The following is an 18,251-nucleotide window of genomic DNA, read 5'->3' as shown; positions in this document are numbered from 1 at the left end:
GGTTAATATAGGCTCTCTGTATGGCGTTGGTGAGCGAAGGTCCAGAGCCCCTCCGGGTGGGGCTCCGCTCGTGCGCTCCCGCTGGCCGCCCCGTGAGGGCGCACCATACGGTTCGAGCTGGTTGCTCGCTCACCAACGCCCATTCATCGACCGTGCTCTTCGGGCATCGCCAACCCGACATGGGCACTCGTGCGCTATGAGGGACGGTGAGCCTGTGGCCGCGTTCGGCGATTTTCACAGCATGCATCCCACCTCGCCTCGGCGGGACGCCACATCGGTGGCATGGTCACCCGTCGAGCGGCGTATGGATCGCGTCCGCATCCGGGCCCACACCTGCGAGTGCCTACCTCTGGTCTTCGAACACTGCAGGGCCGGCGGACTGGGATTCATACGGCGGCATGACCGGTCCGTCTCCCCGTGGACCGTCGTCGACAGTCCATGGATGAAGGTCGGTGATGCGGAAACGCTGTGGCAGCGCATCATGCGCGGCGAAGCGAGGTGATGACACGCCGAACCCATAGCTCGCGCACTTAGCGTCACGATTCTCAACTGATCTGTGACGGCCGTTTCCGCAGGTCGAAGCCCGACCTGCGGTTTCGCACGGCGAGGGCATCGAGGGCAGCACGAAGAGCGGCCAGAAGCGCATCATCAGCATCGACGAGCAGACGACCCAGGTCCTCCGCAACCAGCGAAAGATGCAGGCAGGGGACAAGCTGAAGGTCGGCCCCGAGTGGCGAGGAGCCAGCACGTACGTGTTCACGACCGGCTGGGGCGAACCGATCCACCCGGACACCGTCAGCTCGCCCTTCCCGATCCTGATCAAGCGCCACAACGAACGGGAAGCGCAGGGTCCGCTCCCCCACGCCCGGCTTCATGACCTCCGCCACATCCACACGACGACTCTGCTCCTGGCGGGTGTCCCGGTGCACGTCGTGGCGGCCCGGCTCGGCCACGCGGATCCCTCGATCACCCTGCGGGTCTACGCCCACGTGATCCGCTCGGCAGAAGCCTCGGCGGCCGACGTCTTCGCCCAGGCGATCAAGGAGTGATCGCCCCGTGCAACAGGGGCGTTGGCAAGATCCCGAGATTATCAGGACAAATACGAAGGCCCGTTCCAGGTTTGCCCTGGTAGCGGGCCTTGATGCCGCCAGCGCTAGGTTGCCCTGGCTCTTCTTCAGCGCCTCTCCGGGTCCGCCGCCAGGAACTCTGTGACCAGTTCCGCCGGGTTGGCAACCCTGGTCAAGGCGAACATCTCGTCGGGGTTGAACATGTCATAGAGGACCACCGGCAGTGGCCTTCCCAGGGTCTCGGCGATCTGGCCATCCGCGTGGAGCTGCCGCGCCAGATCGACGCAGAGTTCGTGGAACTGCTCGTCAAGCCGTTCGCCACGCTCGTCCTGCTGTTGTTCGGAGAGCCCGTCCTCGTCCTCGTACCAGAGGCCCTGCGCCACCGCCTCCCGCCGGTGCAACTCAGCACCGGCCGGATCGTGTTCGGGGTGGTGGCCAACGATGCGGCGCCCCTCCAGCCCGGACGGCGGGAAATAGGCGTAACTCCAGCGAGCCTCCCATGCCTCCGGCGAGCTCGGCTCCGCCAGCAGCCGGGCCACCTCGGTTTCGGTGTTGTAGCCGATCGCCAGGTACGGGAACCGGGGGTCTTGGTCGACGCTGTCGATCCGGAACGTGACGGTGTATATCTCGGGCCCCGACTCTTCTGGAAACTCTGCCAGGGTGCGCACCGCCTCCTGCTCCATGTGCTGCCGGAACGTCATCGAGAACTCTTTTCAGCGGGCCTGCGGGATCACGGCGGAACTCTAACAAGTCCGCTACCAAGGAGTGATCGCCTCGTGTTAGCAGCGGTGTTAGCAAGATCCCGAGATTGTCCTGACAAACACGAAGGCCCGTTCCAGGTTTTCCCTGGTAACGGGCCTTGATGCTCTGTGCGGCCGGAGGTACTCGAAACCCCAACCTTCTGATCCGTAGGGAAGGGTAGACGCCTCGTCAAGAGCGCCCCGGCCTGGTCAGGCGGTAGATGTGGACCGGCGACGTGTGATCGTGTAAGGCGGTGTTGCTGTACGGCACTGCTGTAGAGCACCTCCGCGGCCACGGCTCGGATGAGGTCCTCTTCATCGATTCCACGCCTTCCGACAGGGCCGGGGTGCCTAAGGTTAATCCGCAAGGGCCGGCTCGACATGGTGATCGTTGTAAGGGAAGAGGTCATCACCGTGATCGACGACGGTGCTGCACCGGTACCGGACAATCTCGATCATCGACGCCGGGCCGAGGTCCTCGTCGTCTCCCCGCTCCTCGTGGTGCGGATTCAGGGCCTCGTCCGCGTTGTAGTGCAATCGGCCGTCGACCAGGTAGTCGCGGCGGAAGTCAGTTCCCCACTGTGAGTTGCTCCCCCAACCGTGCGAGAGGTCGTGGGTGGATCGTGACCGGCGCCAGAAGGTCCAATACAGGCTGGAGCGATCGGCGACCCCCGCAACCAGATGCCGTGCCCCGGCGGTGACGACCACCCCGGCCCGCATCAGCAGCATCGATCCCATCATGTAACCGGGCCAGCGCTCCTCGACGATCGAGGGGGGCTCGTCGGGATCGTCGACCGGCCGCACCTCGATGACCTCGTGGAAGAACGGATGGAAGCCCCGCCTGCCGATCCGGTCGGCGCCCAGCGCCTCACAGAAGGCGGGATAGATGCCGACCGGTGGGTAAGCCTCGTCCGGGCTCTCTCCCGAATCGTCCGATGGATCCTGGTAGTTCAGGATGAGCAGGTCGAGGATGCGGTTCACGGCATACAACCGCACCAGCGTGCTGTATCCCCTCCTGGGAGGCTTCCCCAGAGGGATCAGGTGACTTTCGGGCTGGCCCACCTCACGCACCTCCGCCACGTGCCCCGGATGCTCATCCAGCCACCGCAGCAGCATGTCGCCCAGCCCGTCGCCCTCGTGGTCAAAGACGCCCTCGTACAGGGAACGCCAGTGGTGACCCGAATAGACATCGTCGTTCATGCGCCCCAGGGTCCAGCTGATCAACCAGCTCAGACCAACTCATAGATGGTGATCAGCTCAGCCTTTTCATCGACGTGGAAGTGAAGCAGGCCGTAATCACCGAAGGTGGCCTGCCGGTAGTCCGTACGTCCGGGATACAGCACCTGCGCATCCCACGGCTCCTCCAGCAGATCGGCCGTCCGCTCGACCAGAGCCGTCAGGGCAGCATCGGGGAAGTCCTTCATCCTCGCCAACGCCGAAGAAGACAGAACCGGGCGAAAGCTCACGTACGCCGCGCCCGCGCCAGACGCTCTTCCCAGTCGGGAATCGCCTCCTCAAACGCCACGACCTCGCCTGCGCCCCGGGCCGCCTCCTCAGCACGCTGATCGTACGTGGGATCGGAGAAGGCGATCGAGTTCAGCCACCAAAGGTTGAGGACCTCGGGCAGGCGATGGTATTCACCCGGCTCACGCGCTGCCTCCCACGCCTCGTGATACTGGGCCAGGAACACCGGACGCCACTTCTCCGGCAGCGCCCGAAGAATCGCTTCCGGGTCGTACCGAGGATCATGGACAGGCTGCGCGCTCATGCCCCCACGTTACCCGCCGGCTCCCCTCGCGCCCCAGAATCCGCATCATCTGAGAGATCGCTCCGCTACAGGGGGCAGACGCCTTGTCGATCAACTCCAGGGATTCATGAGGAGCAAGCTCCTTCAGCTGGTCGCTGGGCGGTGCCGTACTGGTTGCTGTACAGCAGAGCTCACTCCTTGGCGCTGCCAGCGGAAGAGTTGGGCAACTGCGCGTAGGTGCCCTTGCCGTGGACGCTGCGGATCAGGCTGCGCTCACGTAGCTCCTTCAGGGCACAACGAACGGTCATAGTGAGACCACCTGAAAGTGATCACGTACGTTGCCAAGCCGCTGCCGATCCTCTACGAGGTTCGGCCGTGGGCGGCGTGGTACGCGGCGGTGGCGAGGGCTTTGATCTCGTCAGTGTCGGCCTCCAGCAGGAAACCCTCGGCGACCGTGGCGTCGCTGAGCACCAAGCCTTCGCTACACAGGATGCCGACGGCCATCTTCCCCACCGATAGCGAACGTGCCATACCGCTCGGCGAGTTGCGTAGGGAGGCTTTGGCTGGCGGGGGCAGCAGTGGGCTACATGACCATGGCAGGTCGCCGCCCCGAAAATGTGACTTCGCACCTGCCGTCCATTGATTGGACGGACCATGCCCAAGCAAGATCTTGGCAGGCGGAGCCTGCCTGGGGAGGGCGTCCGAGCGAAGCGAGGACCTCCAGGGGTCGGGGCTTTGGCCCGACTGGAAGCATCGCCTGAGCCCTGCAAGCGCGAAGCGCCCAGAAAGCGAAGCCCGTTGTGCGCCGCAGGCGCCCCCAGAAGGACGCCCGGAGCGAAGCGGAGGCCCTCTGTGGTGGGGCGGGCATCAGATGGCCAACCACCGAATCGGGTGACGGGTGGGTACGAAAAAGGCCCCCCGGAGGATCCCAGAGGGCCTTTGAGCATGTGTGCGGCCGGAGGTACTCGAAACCCCAACCTTCTGATCCGTAGGGAAGGGCGGGCACCTTGTCAGTAGTTTCCCGCCCTGGTGTAACGGCGGATGCGGGTCGATGCCGAATGCTCGTGTATGGCGGTGTTGCTGTACGACGCTGCTGTAAAACGATGCCCGCCATGAAGGCGCACCCTACTCTCATCCGCAGCTAGGGCTACGTGTCAATGGTCAAGTGCGTGTCGCCGCTGGTGGCGCACGCGGAGGAAGGCATGGACAGCAACGACAGACACCTCCCACCTGGCGCAGGCAGCGCGACAACGGGTTGGCCGAGCCGGCGAACGCTTGAAGGAGATCCGCGCTCGCCGGCAACGCCTTGAAGATGGCGTGCTGGACGTCGGCCAGGTAGACATCGCTTTCGTGGTCCACAACGCGGCGGGAGCAGTGGAGCGCTGCGCCCTGGCCTACCAGCCCACAGCCTGCGCGCACGAACGGACAGCCCGGCAACACGAGGCATGCGCCGACCTCGGCATCGGCGACGTCAGCGAACACCGCGAGCGGGCCGGCTGGCACCGCGCGGCAGCTGAGCGAGCTCGGAAGTCCGCGGCGGCTTAGGGCGACCATGGCGATTTGATCGCGGCAAGGGATGCTATAAGACCGAGTGGGTGATGGTGGCGGTGTAGGTTCCGGCGACAATACTGGCGGGCAGGGTCATGGTGATCGTCGGGTTCCAGGTGGCGGAGTTGTCCCCGGTGCCGTCGGAGGCGGAGAAGGCGGTGCGCGTGGAGCCGAGATCGCCGGCGGTGCCGGGGGTGAACGTCGCGCTACCAGTCGTGGACGTAGCCGCGCCGGGCGAGTAGCGGATGAAGCTCTTCGCGATGGTCTCGGAGGCGGTGGCGCCGCCGGTGGTGAACTTCGTCGAACTGACGGTCGCGGTCCAGCCGGTACTCGGGCCACCGCGCGTGTCGGTCACGGTGACCGCGCCCAGCGAGCCCGACACGTTGGCGGGGTCGGCTGTCGCGGAACCCAGGTTCGCGGTTCCGGGCACGGTGATGGCCAGGGCGCCGGTGGAGGGCCGGGTGATGCTGTTGGTGTCCAGGGTGACGGCGCCGTTGCGGGCCAGGATGCGACCGTTCACGCTCACACCAGTGGTCACGGTGATCGAGGTCAGCGCGAGGACGTTCCCGGCGAGGCTGGAGCCGGTTCCCAGCGTGGCCGAGCTGCCGACCTGCCAGATGACGTTGGCGGCCTGGGCGCCCCCGGTGAGGGTCACCGTGCTGGAGGAGGCGGTGATGAGGGTGGAGGCGGCCTGGAAGATGAAGACCGCGTCCGGGTCTCCTTGGGCGTCGAGGGTCAGGTTTCCAGTGATGCCGAAGGTGCCCGCGGCGGAGTCGTAGACCCCTGGCGTCAGGGTGGTGGAGCCGAGCTCGGTGGGCACGGTGGTGGCGGGAGTCCGGGCAGCGGCGTCGTTGTAGGCGGTGGTCAGGTCGCTCTGGGCTTGGGCGGCGGAGGCGTCGGCCGCGTGGATGGCTCCGGTGACCACGGTGCCGGGCGGGAAACCGGTCACCGACGTACCCGGACTCAGCCCGAGGTCGCCGGTGATGACGGTGCCGCCGGTGTTGGTGACGGTGCTGGCCCCCAGAACCGCGAAGTTCGCGGCCGTGCCGAGCGCCACCGGCGGTTGCGGGGCGCTCGCGCCGGACTGCGCGGTGAGGAGCATGGTCATGACGGGAATGAGCGCGAAACCGGCCGCCAGCCGGGAAGAGCCAGGCAAGCGGACCTGCGGCGGGGCTACCGTGGCGGAAACCGATGTCGGCGCTCCTGCCGATCTCGAACTCCTGGCGCGCCGCAGCCCAACCGAGACGAGGTTCTTCATCGGTCCCTCCCTAAAAGTAGGGCCGAGGGGGAGAGGAAGACCGGCAGCCCTGATTATGGATTTAGGCTCAGACGGCGGGGCCAACTCGGCGCGCCGAAGACCTTGCCTCCCCCGAACTGGGGATCGGCTGGCGCAAGGGCCCGATCTGCGACTACAGCCGCCGCGCTGCCCCGGTCGGGCGAGCCAACGTCACCCTAATCCAGCCGTCGCCGATCAAGCTGTACGCCACACGGGCGGCGATCTCGCTCTGTGAGGGCAGATCCACCAAGTACGCCGGAAGGGGGTAATGGGGTCAGTGCCTGGATGTGGGCTTCTTACAGGTTCAGCCGGTGCAGTTCGGCTGTTGCCGCGGTGGGAAGACAAGGTCGCGGCTGAGCGGTCGTCCCGGTGGCGACGGAGTGAATAGGTATATGCCGCATGAGGTCTCAGCGCACTGTCGCGGTGCTGGGCTCCCTTGCCCGAGCCGGGGTGGTGGCCGTACATGGGGAAGCTGCAGTCCAGGCCGGTGAGGCGCAGCACCTTGGCCACATGCGGGCGGGGCGCGGCAAGGCCTAGGGCGATGTCCAGGGATGCGGCCTGGCGTTGGACGCCGATCAGAACGCCCAGCCCGGGGGCGTCGCAGAACGACAATGTCCGCGGAACGGGAGACGACTCACGATCCTGTCGTTGGACTGTCCATGGTCAACTACCGGCATGTGCGCATCGTCCAGATCTTCGATCCGGCCTGGCGCGGATCGAGGATGATCTCGACGTCGCCACGGTGCCGGCCCTGGGTCGAGGCGGCAGTTCAGCCTGTCGAGGGGCGTGAGCTGTGATCAGCTCCCGCGATGAGCTTTGCTTGAAACGCCCATATCCGTCTTCAGACAGACGGCGTTGACTGACAGTGTCCGGTTACCTGTCTTCGGACGGGATGCACCGGCGATACCCGGGGCGGGGGCGGTCATGTCCGCCGAGGCAGTGATGTGGGTGGCCGTCATCGTCGGGGTGATGGTGGTGGTGCCGGCCGTCGGCTTTTCCTGGCTGCGGAGGCGTCGAGGTCGCCTTCGCGAGCGATTCGGCCCCGAGTACGAACACGCTGTTGCCGCCGCGGGCAACCGCAGAGCGGCCGAGCGTGAGCTGCGAGCCCGTCGAACACGATCGGGTCCACTCGACATACAGCCGCTCGATCCCGACTCACGCCGCGGCTATGCCGAGAGGTGGGTCTCGGTCCAGGAGCGTTTCGTGAATGAGCCGGGTCCCGCGGTCAGCGAGGCCGATCTGCTGGTACGGGCCGTCATGGCCAAGCGCGGCTATGCCACCGAGGACTTCGCGCAGCAGGTTTCCGATCTGTCGCTGCGACACAGCCGCACCCTGGAGCACTACCGCCAAGCCCATGAGATCAGCGGGCGCGCCGGGGACGGTTGGGTGTCAATACAGGAACTGCGGCAGGCTATGACGCACTATCACGCCTTGTTCGACGACCTCATCGGCGGCGATCAGCGGACCCTCCGGGCTCAGGCTGCCGCTCGATCACCCATGACACTCCCACACGGCGCTGCGGCTCCCCACCGGTAGGCCGCGGGCGCTCTGGGGGCCGCGAGCCGAGAGCACGATCGATAAATCCACCCCGTGGCGGTGTCACGGAAGACTCACGGAGGTGTCAGGCCGATGGCGTTGCCCCGGCAGGAAAACCAAAGCCACCTTCTCACTGATGGCGAATCTTCTGCTGTGAGCGCCGAGGAGAGCAGCGCCGACGAAAGCCACAAGGAACGCATCGACCGCGAACTGTCCGAGCTCCTGCAGGGGCTGAGGGTCATGGTGACCGGGGTGCAGGTGCTTTTCGCCTTTCTGCTGGCGATGCCGTTTCAGAGTGGCTTCGCCAAGGTGGACACCTCGGGCCATTGGCTGTTCTTCATCGCGTTAACGGGGTCGGCCACCGCCTCGGTCTGTTTCAGCACGCCCGCTGTTCAGCACCGGTTGCTGTTCCGTACCGGTTGCTGTTCCGTACCGGTTGCTGTTCCGTACCGGACTGAAGGAGAAGATCGTGCATCGCGCCAACGAGCTGGGCCTGGTCGGCGCGGTATCCCTGGCGGTCGCGATCACCGCCGCGATGGCGCTGGTGGCCGAGGTCGTGCTCAGCAATTGGCTCGCCATCGTGTTCGGTGCCGCGGCGGCGCTGGCGACCTGCTGGCTGTGGCTCCTGCAGCCGATCATCGACCTGCGCCGCCAGGCAACGGCCAACCCACCGCAGACAACACACAACGAGGACAGCCGGGCGGCGGTGAGCAGGCCCTGAGGTGCTCGGCGAGATACGCCCTTCAACCCCTTGGTGGGAGAGTACATGGACATTGATGTCGCCGAACGTGAACACCTGGCGGTGGATGAACTGAAGGCACGGTTGGCCGGAGCCTTCGTCGAGCGGATCGCCAAAGAAGACCTGCGCCGGTCCGCCTCCTCGCACTGATGTCTCTGCACGCCCGAGGAAGGCCAGGGGGCCGGGCACTTGCAGTCAACGTCTCCCACCGGGATGCGGATACAGGCGTTGTCAGCCCAAGGACGTGCGCGCCCAGCCGAGCGCGGCAGAGGGATCCATCCCGTGCGGGATGCGGTCGGTGGGGGTGTAGCTGAGCCATTGGTCGATGAGCCGGCCCAGGTGTTCGGGGACGTCCGGAGTGAGGTGATCGGCACGTACGGGCCGGGTGCCGGCTTGCATCAGGTGGCGAACCTGCAGCAGATCGGTGCCGATGGCGGTACCGATCTCGCGTCGCAGTGGTGCCAGGCCGGTCAGCAGCCAGTAGGCCAGGGCGCCGACGCCGTACAGGTCGGACAGGCCGCTGGGGGCGGCGTCGGTGGCGCCGAGCTGCTCGGGGCTGGCGAACCATTTGGTGCCACCGGGGGATACCGTCGAGACGCTCTTGCCAGCCAGGTGCAGCTGGGACATTCCCCAGTCGATGATCCTGATGTTGGTGGGGCCGTCCAGCACGATGTTCTGCGGCTTGATGTCCAGGTGGATGATGTTGCTCAGGGCGGCGGCCTGCAGCCCGGCCAGCACCTGATCCAGGACCTGCAGGCCCCACTTCGGCGAGACGCCGGCGCCTGCCCGCTGTTGGAGGTGGAGGTTGAGGCTGCCCGGCTGGTAGAGGGGGGAGATGAGGTAGACCGCTTGGGATCTGCGGTCTTGGCCGGAGTCGATGATCTGCCCAATGTGCGGGTGGTTCAGGCGCATGCCGCGTACTTCCCGCAGAAAGGTGCGGAATCGTTGGGGGTCGTTGTTGGCTTGGTGGAACACCTTGGCCACGACGGTGGTGGCGGGGTCGGCGAGTTCGTAGGCCTTGTACAGGGCGGCCATGGCGCTGGCGTCGGCGTTCAAGGGGGCGTAGATGCGCCAGCGGTCGTTGAGCACCATGATCGGTGCGGGGCCGTCGACGGGTGCGGGCGCCGGCTGCGTGGCCTGGCCCGCCTGGCTCCTTCGCCGCGGCAGGTGCTGGCTGCGCGCACGCTGCAGATTGGCCGAGGCGATGATCTGTGCTGAGGTGATGATCTGCTCGGCGTCGGAGCGGGCCTGAGCGATGATCGCGGCGGCCTCGATCTGGGCTTCGCGCACCACCTGATGGCGTAGCCGGTCCAGCTCGGTTGTTGCCACGGCGGGTAGACCAGGGCGAGGCCGAGCGGTCGTCCGGCCGTCGGCTAGGAGAACAGACATAGGCGCACGAAGTCTTAGCGCGCTGCCGCAGGGCCGGACCCGACCCTGCCCCAGACCCCGCCCGTACCCGTGCCGGGGGTGGTGCCGTACATCGGGAAGCTGCAGTCCAGGCCGGTGAGGCGCAGCACCTTGGCCACATGCGGGCGGGGCGCGGCCAAGCCGAGGGCGATGTCCAGGGATCTGGCCTGGCGTTGGACGCCGACAAGGACGCTCAGCCCGGCGGCGTCGCAGAACGACACCCCGGACAGGTCGAGGATGAGCATGCTGGTGCGGTGTTGCAGGGCGCGCAGCAGGCGTTCGCGCACCGCCTCGCGGGTGGCGAGGTCGAGCTCGCCGCGCAGGTGAACGATGGTGGCGGCAGCAGGGATGAGCCACAGACCTGCCCCAAGGCGGGGGTGGAGGGTGGTCATGGGGTTCTCCGATCGGGGGCATCACAGGATGCGGGGCTCGCGGCGATAGGGCTTCGCGATGAGGTCGAATGAGGTCGAATGAGGTCGAATGAGGTCGGTGACCGTGCTGCGCAGGTGGGCGGCGGCACAACGCCGGGGGGCATCCCTCGGGGCCGGTGAGCTCATGAGTGAGCTGAGCCTGGAGGGTCAGCCGGGGTGCGTCGGTGCCTGCAGGTGGAGGCCGGGCGTCTGGTGCCAGCCGGTGAGCTCGAGCAGGCGTCGCACCTGTGGGGGCGCCGACCGCAGCGTCAGAACATGGTCGCCGCCGCCGTCGTGCAGAGCGGCAGCGGCGCTGACCAGGGCGCGCAGCCCGCCGACGTCAGTGAACGCCAGGCCGCTCAGATCGACACAGAAGCCGCGGCCGCTCGCCATCGAACCGAGCGCCTGCCTCAAGTCGGGCAGGGTGGAGTGGTCGAGCTCGCCCTCGACCCACAGGCCCGCACGATTGGCAAGCGGGGTGATGCGCAGGAGCTGGTCGGTGGCCGTGATCGGGGTGGCCGTGATGGGGGTGAGCGCGGTCACGAATCGTTCGACCAGGGCGGCGATCACGGAAGCGGGGGCGCTGGCGGCGTCCTTGGTGCTCATGCCGGGCTCCTACGGGGGAGTACGGGAGACAAGAGGGGCCGTAGGGTCGAGGCTGCGGCGTGAACACGTTGCGAAGGTGCCAGCGTGAGCGGTGCAGTGATCTGATCATCTAGCAGTCTCGCCGGAGCGGAAACCACCGATGTCAGCCAGGGTTATCACCAGCGGCGATCACCGGCCAGGCGCAGGTGCGGCCCGGCGCGGGCTGCCTGCCCGGGGGCGCTTGCCTGGGAGTCATACCTCGGGGCCTCTCTCGGTGGCGCTCAAGGCAGGGACTCGCTGTCGGCACCGCCTTCCCGGCCATCCCCGTCATCCCTGGCGCCCGTTCATTGGGGTGTGCTCCGACTGGCGATCGCGGCTGGTGATGGGGCTTGCTGCGATTGCGCGTTTCCGGTGGTGAGCCGATCGGATCTACTGAAGGCGATCAGTCGGCACACCTCGTGCCGGCTGTCGCCCGAGGAGGGTCGTCATGACCCTGAAGATTGATGGCGTGGAGGTGAGCGCGCGCGGCAGCCTGAACGGTCAGGCGCCACGGTGCGAGCATCTTGATATGGCTCCTGGAGCTGAGTACGGATTGCCGCAGTGCGCAGGATGCTTGATTCTCGGCCTGTCCTGGACGCGCCTGCTGGTGTGCCTGACGTGTGGTTGGGTAGCCTGTTCCGACGATTCGCCGGGCGGTCATGCCAGGGAGCACTACCGGGAGACCGATCATCCGGTGGTCGGGGCGCTGGCGCCGTTGACGGCTTGGCGCTGGTGTTACGTCCACGAACGGACCGTGTGAGCAGCATCTTCCCGGCACGGCACCGGCCGCGACCCGACCCCGACGTACGCTCATCGATTGAAGTGATAACCGGCCTCATCATTGCTCGTTTCCCCACCACAGGCCAGGAAGGACACTGAGAATCCAAGCCGCCTGAGCGCGGTGAGTGTCCGCTGCACGAGGTCATGGCTGACGGGCGGGCGGATCAATGGTCTGCCTGGGTGATGGCTGAGCGGGGCGGTGAAGGGAAATCACTATGAGTCTTGGTAGGAAGATCAGAGATAAGGCGCAGGTCGTCAAGGGTTGGGCTAGGCAGCGTTTGGGCCGCGCCACCGGCAACAAGCGCCTGCAGGCCGCGGGCAAGACCGATCGGGTCGTGGGCAACCTGAAGCAGGCTGGCGGGAAGGCCAAGGACGCCTTCAAGCGCTGATCCTCCGTCTCCGCAAGCCGCCCGGCGGGGCCGGCCGCGAACTGGTCCCGCCCGGATACCGCCGCACCCACGATGAGCCGTGCGACTCGCCGTTCCCCTCATCGCCTCCGAACGCTCCCCGCGCAATCACAAAGATGGAGGTAGAAGCGATGCGCTTCGCGTCGTTAGTGCTGGTCCTGTGGCTGATCGCCGGCGCCGTCGCGGCGGCCCAACGCGGCTACTTCACCGGACCGGTCGAGAACTGCAACCAGGTGGCCACCATCGCCGTGACGGTCGTGGCCGGCCCGCTCAACTATCTCGGCATGAACCCGAAGATCGCCTGCCAGACTCCCAAGCCCAGCAAGTAGTGGCAGGGCTGTCAAAGCCGTGCGAGGGTCTAAAGTGCAGGAAGACAGTCCATATCGGCGCCGCCCGGTCGGGAAGGGGTGGCGGGCATGGAACTGCGCCAGTTGCGTTATTTCGTGACGCTGGCCGAGGAGCTGCATTTCGGCCGGGCGGCGGCCCGTGAGCACATCGTGCAGTCCGCCCTGAGCCAGCAGGTGCAGCGGCTGGAGCGCGAGCTGGGGGTGCGACTGCTGGATCGCAGTACCCATCACGTCGACCTGACCCCCGCGGGCACGGCCTTCCTCATCGAGGCGCGCCAGATCCTCGACCACGTGGGACGCGCCAAGCAGGTCGCGCGCAACGCCGTCGCTGCAACACCGACGCTTCGGGTCGGCATCATCGACGCCGGCTACGATTCGATGCCGCAGATCCTGCGCGAGCTCCAGCACGCCCATCCGGATATCACCATCCATCAGGTCGAGGCGGGCACCCCCGAGCAGTACCGGCAACTGGCCGACGGGCGCCTGGACATCGGCATCGGGCATGCCTCCCAGGTTCCGCACGAGGTGACCTTCGAGCTGATCAGGCTCGATCCGCTCGGCGTGCTGGTGCCCGACAACCACCGCTTCGCCGGCCTGGACGCCGTACCCGTCGCTGCCCTGGCCGACGAGTTGCTGCTGCTCGGCGAGGAAGCGCAGACACCCGAGCTCAACCAGCTCGTCATCGAGCTGTGCCGCTCGGCAGGATTCGCACCCACCATCTACGAGGGAACCGTCGAGAGCACCCGCGCCGCCGCCGACCTCGTCCTCCAGCACCGTTGCGTGCACTGCATTCCCTCCTCCTCCCACACCTCCAACCGGCCGGGCACGACCTGGCGGCCCCTGACCGAACCCGTCACGCACTACCCCTGGTCACTCCTGTGGCACAACGCCAACTCCTCGCCCCACATCGCCGCCGTCATCGACAGCGCCCGACAACTCGCCCAACGGCTCGGCTGGCTGCAATCCGTCGCCCAGCCCACCGAACCGACACCCGGCGAAGATGCTCCGACAGCCACCAGCCACAGCGATGAGCCTGTGTGATACACCGGGCTTCCACTCTGGGTGCGCCACGGAGCCCCTTCTCCTGCTGATCGGTTCTGCAGATAAATCCTTTCCGGATCGCCTGTTTCCGCCCCGTACGCGGGGGTGTTGGCTTGGGGCGAACGAGTACGACCGTCGGCGCCAGCAATCCCGCGGCGACCGGCCCTCCTGCTTCGACCGGTCCGGAAGGCCGATCCCGCGCAGACATCGATGCACCGCCACAGGGAGTTCGGCCATGGGCATCATCGCCTGGATCATCCTCGGACTGGTAGCCGGGGTGGTGGCCAGAATGCTGGTCCCCGGCAAGGATCCGCAGGGTTTGATCATCACCTTCGTGCTCGGCGTCGTAGGAGCGCTGCTGGGCGGCTTCGTGGCCACGCAGGTGTTCCACGTCGCCGGCATCCAGGGCTTCTTCAACCTGTCCACCTGGATCTGCGCCATCGTCGGTGCGGCAGTCCTGCTGCTCGGCTACAACCTGATCACCGGTCGGCGTTCGGGTCGGCGTTCGGGTCGCTGGGCCGGCCGCCGATGACCCCGCCCAACTCACCCCGCAGCTCAGGCGCCTGCCGCGGCAGGGGTGATGTGTGATGCCCATTGCCGCAGCCATCGCGGTCATCGTCTTCGGTGCCATCCTCACCTTCGCCTTGGAGGGCGGCTCGGCGGGCGGCTTCGACCTGCGCATCGTAGGTGTCATCTTGATGCTCGGCGGCGCCGTCGGTCTCTTGCTGCCTCTGCTGCTGCGCAACAGATCACGCTGGAGCCAGTCGACCGTCCGCAGCCGCCAGGACGTCATCGACGACCGGCCGCCACCCACCCTGGTAGACCCTCCTGACTATGACGGCAGACGGGATGGTACTCGCAGGGCGGCCCCGGACGATCGTCGCCTGTGAAAAGGGAAGCACCAAGGCCATCCGGGTGACCGTAGCCGGTCTGAAGCCGTGCGGTCCGCCTGTGCAGCGGCGCCCGGTATGTGCGGTCAGGACCGGTCGGCACACCGGTCTCGGCGTACCGCTGCCGCCCATCAACCCGTGTCCAACTCGCTGCCTTTGACCCGGCCTTGCCGGGGCGCGCGAAGACATCGACATCTTCAGGAGGATGACATGTCCGCCATGACCTGGTTGGCCGTCGCTCTGGCGGTGGTCCTGATACTGGCCATCGGCTTCGTTGTGCTGCGCCAGCGCCGGCAACGCCTTCGCCGGCGTTTCGGCCCCGAATACGAACGCCTCATCAATGATCGAGACGACCGGGGCGAGGCCGAGCAGGAGTTGCGCGCCCGAGAGAAGCGGGTCGCCACGCTCGACATCACGCCGCTGACCCCCGAGGCCCGGCACGCGTACGCCGAGCAATGGACCACGCTCCAGGAGCGGTTCGTCGACGCACCAGGTCCCGCCGTCACCGAGGCCGACGAGTTGGTCACGGCCGCCATGGCCGATCGTGGATATCCCACCGAAGACTTTGAGCAGCAGCTGTCGGACCTGTCGGTGGCGCACGGCCGTACCCTGCACCACTACCGCCAGGCCCACGAGATCAGCAGGCGCGCCGCCCCCGGCGAGGCCTCCACCGAGGACCTGCGGCAGGCCATGGTGCACTATCGCGTCCTGTTCCAGGACCTCCTCGACAACGGCGACGAGCACCACCCTCAACCCACCGAAGCCCGCCATGAGCAACCGGTACTCCAGGACGACTCCCAGCAAAGGTGACTCGACATGGACATCCGCAACGACCACGAACGCCTTGATGACCGCACCGACGAATCCGCCGACACACCGCCGCTGCGGCCCGTACCCGTCCCCGCTCTGGAACACCACAGCGCCGACGATGCCCCGCCGACGGCACCGTCTGACAAGCTCGTCTTCGACCAGTCGGCCCAGCCACCACCACCGCCGGCACCAGCGGTGTCTCTGCTCGACAGCGACCCGGCCGGTGTTCAGGCCTGCTGGCGCGACCTTCAGGCGTCCTTCGTCGACGATCCCCGCGATGCGGTGCAACGCGCCGACTCGCTCCTGGACGAAGTGATGGCCTCAGTCCATCAAGCCCTGGAAAGCCGCATCCGTGAGCTGCAGGGCCGGTGGAAGAACCCCAGCCACAACGACACCGAGCAGCTCAGAATGGCCCTGCGCTCCTACCGTGACACCCTGCACAGGCTGCTGCCACTCGCCGACGCCTCCGACCGTGATGACGCGTCACGGTAACCCCGTCCCGTTGGTGCGGTTGAACGCTGACTCCGGCCGTCCTCCACGTCCCGCCGACCTTGACCGCCCTTGTCCACCGACTGTCCACCGGCGGACCGCCGGGCGTCTGCAAGGCACCGGAAAGGAAAAGGATGGCCGTCCTGGACGCTGGCCTGGAACAGATGACCGCCGAAGAGCTCCTGATCGAAATGGTCCGGCCGCAGACCTCAGAAGCGCACAAGGCACGGCTGCGCGAGCGGCTGGTTGAGACGCACGCCTGGATGGCCAAATCCCTCGCGCGCCGCTACCGCAACCGGGGCGAACCCGTGGATGACCTCCTGCAGGCCGCCTACGTCGGCATGGTCAAGGCCATCAACGGGTTCGACGTCAGCCTCGGGCACGACTTTCGCCGCTACGCGGCCGTCACCATGGCGGGCGAGGTCAAACGGCATTTCAGGGACCGTGCGTGGGCCATCAGGGTTCCCCGCGTCTACCAAGAACGCCGCTCGAAGCTGAACAAGCTGTCCGCCGACCTCAGCCAGAGCCTGGGCCGCTCGCCTACCGTCGCCGATCTGGCGCTCGAGATGGGCCTGTCGGAGAAAGACGTCCTGCTGACGATGGACGCCTCAGCCGCCTACAGCACCCTGTCGCTGGATGCCCCCGTCAACAACGACGGCGACTCCTCCAGTCTGGTCGACTTCCTGCCCCAGGACGACGAAGCACTGGACACCGTCATCGGCAGGCAGTCCGTCAAGGCGCTCATCGACGCCCTGCCCACGCGCGAGAAGCACATCCTGCTGCTGCGCTTCCACGGCAACCAGACCCAAGCCGAGATCGCCGCTGAGTTCGGACTCTCCCAAATGCATGTCTCCCGCATCCTGCGCAACGTCCTGGGCCAGCTACGCAAGGCGCTGACCGACTAGCCGACCGACTAACCGCATCTGGAGGTCTGTGATGACGGTGAAGAGCGGGGTCAAGTCCGCGGGCCGCCAGGCGGCCTCAAGCCGCTGGCTTGAAGGGCTCGCCCGGGGAGGGTTCGTGGCATGCGGTGTCAACTACCTGCTCATCGGCGTGCTGGCCGTACAGATCGGCGTAGGCGCCGGCGGTGAGGCGGCCGACATCTCAGGAGCGATGCATGCCGTCATCGCCTGCTTAACGTGACCTTGAGCATCTGGCTGCTGCTGCACGCGACGCTCGGCACCTACCTGCTCGTTCGCCCCATCGCCGTCGCGGCCATCAGCTTGCTCGCCTGCACCGGCTCGGTGACGGTCTTCCTGGGCGTGCTGCGCCGTCTCGGCCAGCAGACCAGAGCCGTCCACACCCGCTAACACGGTCGCACAGTACAGTCTGATTCCCCAACAGCCCCTTCGGTGATACCCCGACGTACTGGTCGAAGAATCAGTCGCGTGCGACCAGCCTTGTGCCGGGATCCAGTACCAGCACCCCGTCGACGTCCACCACGGACGCGCCCACGCCGTCCGCGACCAGCGCGCCACCGTCCTGGCCGCCGCCCACTCTGCCCACCCCGAACGCTTCCCTCACGGCACGCCCGCCCCGCCCGGGCTACGACACCCGTGTGGATCAACAAACCTCGCCAGGAGAACGATCAAGACAAACAGGAACAGAATTACCGAAGCTAACTAACCAAGACCATTTGCCAGGTTCCGGCCGCGACGGTATGGAGGCGCTGTATCGCGGCGACCTCGAAAACGCCACGCGAATGCTCACCAGCCTTCAGGACTACCTGCGCTTTTGCTGCTAACCGGCGGCTAGCTCACCGGCTGGCCGCCCTGGTAAGTCGTTCTGCGCCTGGCGCCGCCTCGATCGTGGCTCATCTCGAAGGCCGTAGACGAGTACATCGGGCGGAACCAACCCAGTGATCCGACAACCACAAACGGTGGTGAACCTCTGCGGACGAGGGCCTGTTGCTTACAGTCGGCCCCGAAGAACGACTCAGGGAGTCCCTTGAGATCAAGGAACTCCCTGGTAGGGCTATGTGCGGCCGGAGGTACTCGAAACCCCAACCTTCTGATCCGTAGTCAACGGCGTGACCGGGCTAGCACGGCTGTCTGCCTGATCAGATGTGCGATGGCGCTCGGCGGCATGTGCTGTTGTGGGCGCATGTTGCTGTACTTCGGGCTGTACAGCAGAGGTAAGTGGACGCCTTATCGCCTCTGACAACCCTCACGTGGTCGCCGGCAGGTGCCGCTACGCGATGCCTCGCTGGCAGGATCAACCGGGATGCATGTGGAGATCGCCGCCGGAGCTCTTCGCGCCCACCGTCCCGACTCGAACTCGAACTCCGCACCGATGAACCCCAGGGCGATTTCAAAGTCGAACGGCTGACGGTTCGATGTGACTCTGTGTTATCAGTGGGAGAGCTCGGAGAGGGTTGCGGCCAATCGCCTGAA

Annotated in this window: 26 protein-coding genes and 1 pseudogene; 17 read left to right on the top strand and 10 right to left on the bottom strand. The window is 66.6% G+C overall.

Features of this window, described 5'->3' with window-relative positions; genetic code table 11:
• Positions 1–611 precede the first annotated feature (611 nt).
• Positions 612–1,049 carry a tyrosine-type recombinase/integrase gene (locus tag AB0F17_RS63800; RefSeq protein WP_358046600.1) on the top strand — a complete coding sequence of 146 codons (438 nt, stop codon included), beginning with the start codon at positions 612–614 and terminating at the stop codon, positions 1,047–1,049.
• Positions 1,050–1,174: 125 nt separating this feature from the next.
• Here AB0F17_RS63800 and AB0F17_RS63795 read toward each other — a convergent pair whose 3' ends face one another.
• The 4 genes from AB0F17_RS63795 to AB0F17_RS63780 form a co-directional block, all read right to left on the bottom strand.
• Positions 1,175–1,768, bottom strand: a complete 594-nt coding sequence (locus tag AB0F17_RS63795) for a hypothetical protein (protein WP_358046546.1) — start codon at positions 1,766–1,768, stop codon at positions 1,175–1,177.
• 396 nt (positions 1,769–2,164) lie between these two features.
• Positions 2,165–3,007, bottom strand: coding sequence for a hypothetical protein (locus tag AB0F17_RS63790; protein ID WP_358046543.1), 843 nt, complete (start codon positions 3,005–3,007; stop codon positions 2,165–2,167).
• 29 nt (positions 3,008–3,036) lie between these two features.
• Positions 3,037–3,231 carry a hypothetical protein gene (locus AB0F17_RS63785; RefSeq protein WP_358046541.1) on the bottom strand — a complete coding sequence of 65 codons (195 nt, stop codon included), beginning with the start codon at positions 3,229–3,231 and terminating at the stop codon, positions 3,037–3,039.
• Positions 3,232–3,269: 38 nt separating this feature from the next.
• Positions 3,270–3,575 (bottom strand): DUF6247 family protein, encoded by a 306-nt coding sequence (locus AB0F17_RS63780; RefSeq protein ID WP_358046538.1) that lies wholly within the window; start codon positions 3,573–3,575, stop codon positions 3,270–3,272.
• A gap of 1,296 nt (positions 3,576–4,871) precedes the next feature.
• Between AB0F17_RS63780 and AB0F17_RS63775 the strand changes: the two genes are divergently transcribed.
• The gene (locus AB0F17_RS63775; RefSeq protein ID WP_358046535.1) at positions 4,872–5,099 is read left to right on the top strand and encodes a hypothetical protein; all 228 of its coding nucleotides are present in this window, start codon (positions 4,872–4,874) and stop codon (positions 5,097–5,099) included.
• Between the two features lie 34 nt (positions 5,100–5,133).
• Here AB0F17_RS63775 and AB0F17_RS63770 read toward each other — a convergent pair whose 3' ends face one another.
• Together AB0F17_RS63770 and AB0F17_RS63765 are read right to left on the bottom strand one after the other, a co-directional pair.
• Positions 5,134–6,210 carry an ice-binding family protein gene (locus AB0F17_RS63770; RefSeq protein ID WP_358046532.1) on the bottom strand — a complete coding sequence of 359 codons (1,077 nt, stop codon included), beginning with the start codon at positions 6,208–6,210 and terminating at the stop codon, positions 5,134–5,136.
• A gap of 363 nt (positions 6,211–6,573) precedes the next feature.
• On the bottom strand, positions 6,574–6,990 hold the full coding sequence (locus AB0F17_RS63765; protein WP_358046529.1) for an STAS domain-containing protein: 417 nt from the start codon (positions 6,988–6,990) through the stop codon (positions 6,574–6,576).
• Positions 6,991–7,302: 312 nt separating this feature from the next.
• Between AB0F17_RS63765 and AB0F17_RS63760 the strand changes: the two genes are divergently transcribed.
• From AB0F17_RS63760 to AB0F17_RS63745, 4 genes and pseudogenes are all read left to right on the top strand, one after another.
• Positions 7,303–7,914 (top strand): hypothetical protein, encoded by a 612-nt coding sequence (locus AB0F17_RS63760; RefSeq protein WP_358046526.1) that lies wholly within the window; start codon positions 7,303–7,305, stop codon positions 7,912–7,914.
• 93 nt (positions 7,915–8,007) lie between these two features.
• Positions 8,008–8,277 (top strand): annotated as a pseudogene (locus AB0F17_RS63755) (DUF6328 family protein); the annotation flags it as partial.
• A 106-nt stretch (positions 8,278–8,383) separates the two neighbouring features.
• Positions 8,384–8,635 carry a DUF6328 family protein gene (locus tag AB0F17_RS63750; protein WP_358046524.1) on the top strand — a complete coding sequence of 84 codons (252 nt, stop codon included), beginning with the start codon at positions 8,384–8,386 and terminating at the stop codon, positions 8,633–8,635.
• Positions 8,636–8,680: 45 nt separating this feature from the next.
• On the top strand, positions 8,681–8,803 hold the full coding sequence (locus AB0F17_RS63745) for a hypothetical protein (protein WP_358046521.1): 123 nt from the start codon (positions 8,681–8,683) through the stop codon (positions 8,801–8,803).
• A gap of 81 nt (positions 8,804–8,884) precedes the next feature.
• Here AB0F17_RS63745 and AB0F17_RS63740 read toward each other — a convergent pair whose 3' ends face one another.
• The 3 genes from AB0F17_RS63740 to AB0F17_RS63730 all read right to left on the bottom strand — a co-directional run bounded on the left by AB0F17_RS63740 (position 8,885) and on the right by AB0F17_RS63730 (position 11,076).
• Positions 8,885–9,982: a protein kinase gene (locus AB0F17_RS63740; protein WP_358046518.1), complete on the bottom strand. Its 1,098-nt coding sequence runs from the start codon at positions 9,980–9,982 to the stop codon at positions 8,885–8,887.
• 74 nt (positions 9,983–10,056) lie between these two features.
• Positions 10,057–10,452 carry an STAS domain-containing protein gene (locus AB0F17_RS63735; RefSeq protein WP_358046515.1) on the bottom strand — a complete coding sequence of 132 codons (396 nt, stop codon included), beginning with the start codon at positions 10,450–10,452 and terminating at the stop codon, positions 10,057–10,059.
• A gap of 186 nt (positions 10,453–10,638) precedes the next feature.
• Positions 10,639–11,076: an STAS domain-containing protein gene (locus AB0F17_RS63730; protein WP_358046512.1), complete on the bottom strand. Its 438-nt coding sequence runs from the start codon at positions 11,074–11,076 to the stop codon at positions 10,639–10,641.
• A gap of 466 nt (positions 11,077–11,542) precedes the next feature.
• On the opposite strand from AB0F17_RS63730, the gene AB0F17_RS63725 reads away from it, so the two are divergent.
• From AB0F17_RS63725 to AB0F17_RS63675, 11 genes are all read left to right on the top strand, one after another.
• Positions 11,543–11,854, top strand: a complete 312-nt coding sequence (locus AB0F17_RS63725) for a UBP-type zinc finger domain-containing protein (protein ID WP_358046509.1) — start codon at positions 11,543–11,545, stop codon at positions 11,852–11,854.
• 235 nt (positions 11,855–12,089) lie between these two features.
• Positions 12,090–12,263 (top strand): CsbD family protein, encoded by a 174-nt coding sequence (locus AB0F17_RS63720; RefSeq protein WP_358046507.1) that lies wholly within the window; start codon positions 12,090–12,092, stop codon positions 12,261–12,263.
• 134 nt (positions 12,264–12,397) lie between these two features.
• The gene (locus tag AB0F17_RS63715) at positions 12,398–12,610 is read left to right on the top strand and encodes a hypothetical protein (protein ID WP_358046504.1); all 213 of its coding nucleotides are present in this window, start codon (positions 12,398–12,400) and stop codon (positions 12,608–12,610) included.
• Positions 12,611–12,697: 87 nt separating this feature from the next.
• Positions 12,698–13,669, top strand: coding sequence for a LysR substrate-binding domain-containing protein (locus AB0F17_RS63710; RefSeq protein ID WP_358046501.1), 972 nt, complete (start codon positions 12,698–12,700; stop codon positions 13,667–13,669).
• A gap of 235 nt (positions 13,670–13,904) precedes the next feature.
• The gene (locus tag AB0F17_RS63705) at positions 13,905–14,201 is read left to right on the top strand and encodes a GlsB/YeaQ/YmgE family stress response membrane protein (protein WP_358046498.1); all 297 of its coding nucleotides are present in this window, start codon (positions 13,905–13,907) and stop codon (positions 14,199–14,201) included.
• Between the two features lie 55 nt (positions 14,202–14,256).
• Entirely contained in the window at positions 14,257–14,559 is a 303-nt protein-coding gene (locus tag AB0F17_RS63700; protein WP_358046496.1) for a hypothetical protein, read from the top strand.
• Positions 14,560–14,769: 210 nt separating this feature from the next.
• Positions 14,770–15,369 (top strand): hypothetical protein, encoded by a 600-nt coding sequence (locus AB0F17_RS63695; RefSeq protein WP_358046493.1) that lies wholly within the window; start codon positions 14,770–14,772, stop codon positions 15,367–15,369.
• Positions 15,370–15,375: 6 nt separating this feature from the next.
• Positions 15,376–15,861, top strand: coding sequence for a hypothetical protein (locus AB0F17_RS63690; RefSeq protein WP_358046490.1), 486 nt, complete (start codon positions 15,376–15,378; stop codon positions 15,859–15,861).
• Between the two features lie 131 nt (positions 15,862–15,992).
• Positions 15,993–16,763: a SigB/SigF/SigG family RNA polymerase sigma factor gene (locus AB0F17_RS63685; protein WP_358046487.1), complete on the top strand. Its 771-nt coding sequence runs from the start codon at positions 15,993–15,995 to the stop codon at positions 16,761–16,763.
• Between the two features lie 31 nt (positions 16,764–16,794).
• The gene (locus AB0F17_RS63680; RefSeq protein WP_358046484.1) at positions 16,795–17,001 is read left to right on the top strand and encodes a DUF1206 domain-containing protein; all 207 of its coding nucleotides are present in this window, start codon (positions 16,795–16,797) and stop codon (positions 16,999–17,001) included.
• Entirely contained in the window at positions 16,998–17,168 is a 171-nt protein-coding gene (locus AB0F17_RS63675; protein WP_358046481.1) for a hypothetical protein, read from the top strand. The genes AB0F17_RS63680 and AB0F17_RS63675 overlap by 4 nt, the downstream gene beginning before the upstream one ends.
• A gap of 70 nt (positions 17,169–17,238) precedes the next feature.
• Here the strand turns inward: AB0F17_RS63675 and AB0F17_RS63670 are convergent, their stop codons facing one another.
• Positions 17,239–17,382: a hypothetical protein gene (locus tag AB0F17_RS63670; RefSeq protein ID WP_358046478.1), complete on the bottom strand. Its 144-nt coding sequence runs from the start codon at positions 17,380–17,382 to the stop codon at positions 17,239–17,241.
• Between the last annotated feature and the right edge of the window lie 869 nt (positions 17,383–18,251).

This window comes from Nonomuraea sp. NPDC026600, from assembly GCF_040638335.1.
Taxonomy (GTDB): domain Bacteria; phylum Actinomycetota; class Actinomycetes; order Streptosporangiales; family Streptosporangiaceae; genus Nonomuraea.
The sequence above is the reverse complement of the archived record's forward strand: the minus strand, read 5'-3'. Positions and strand labels throughout refer to the sequence as shown.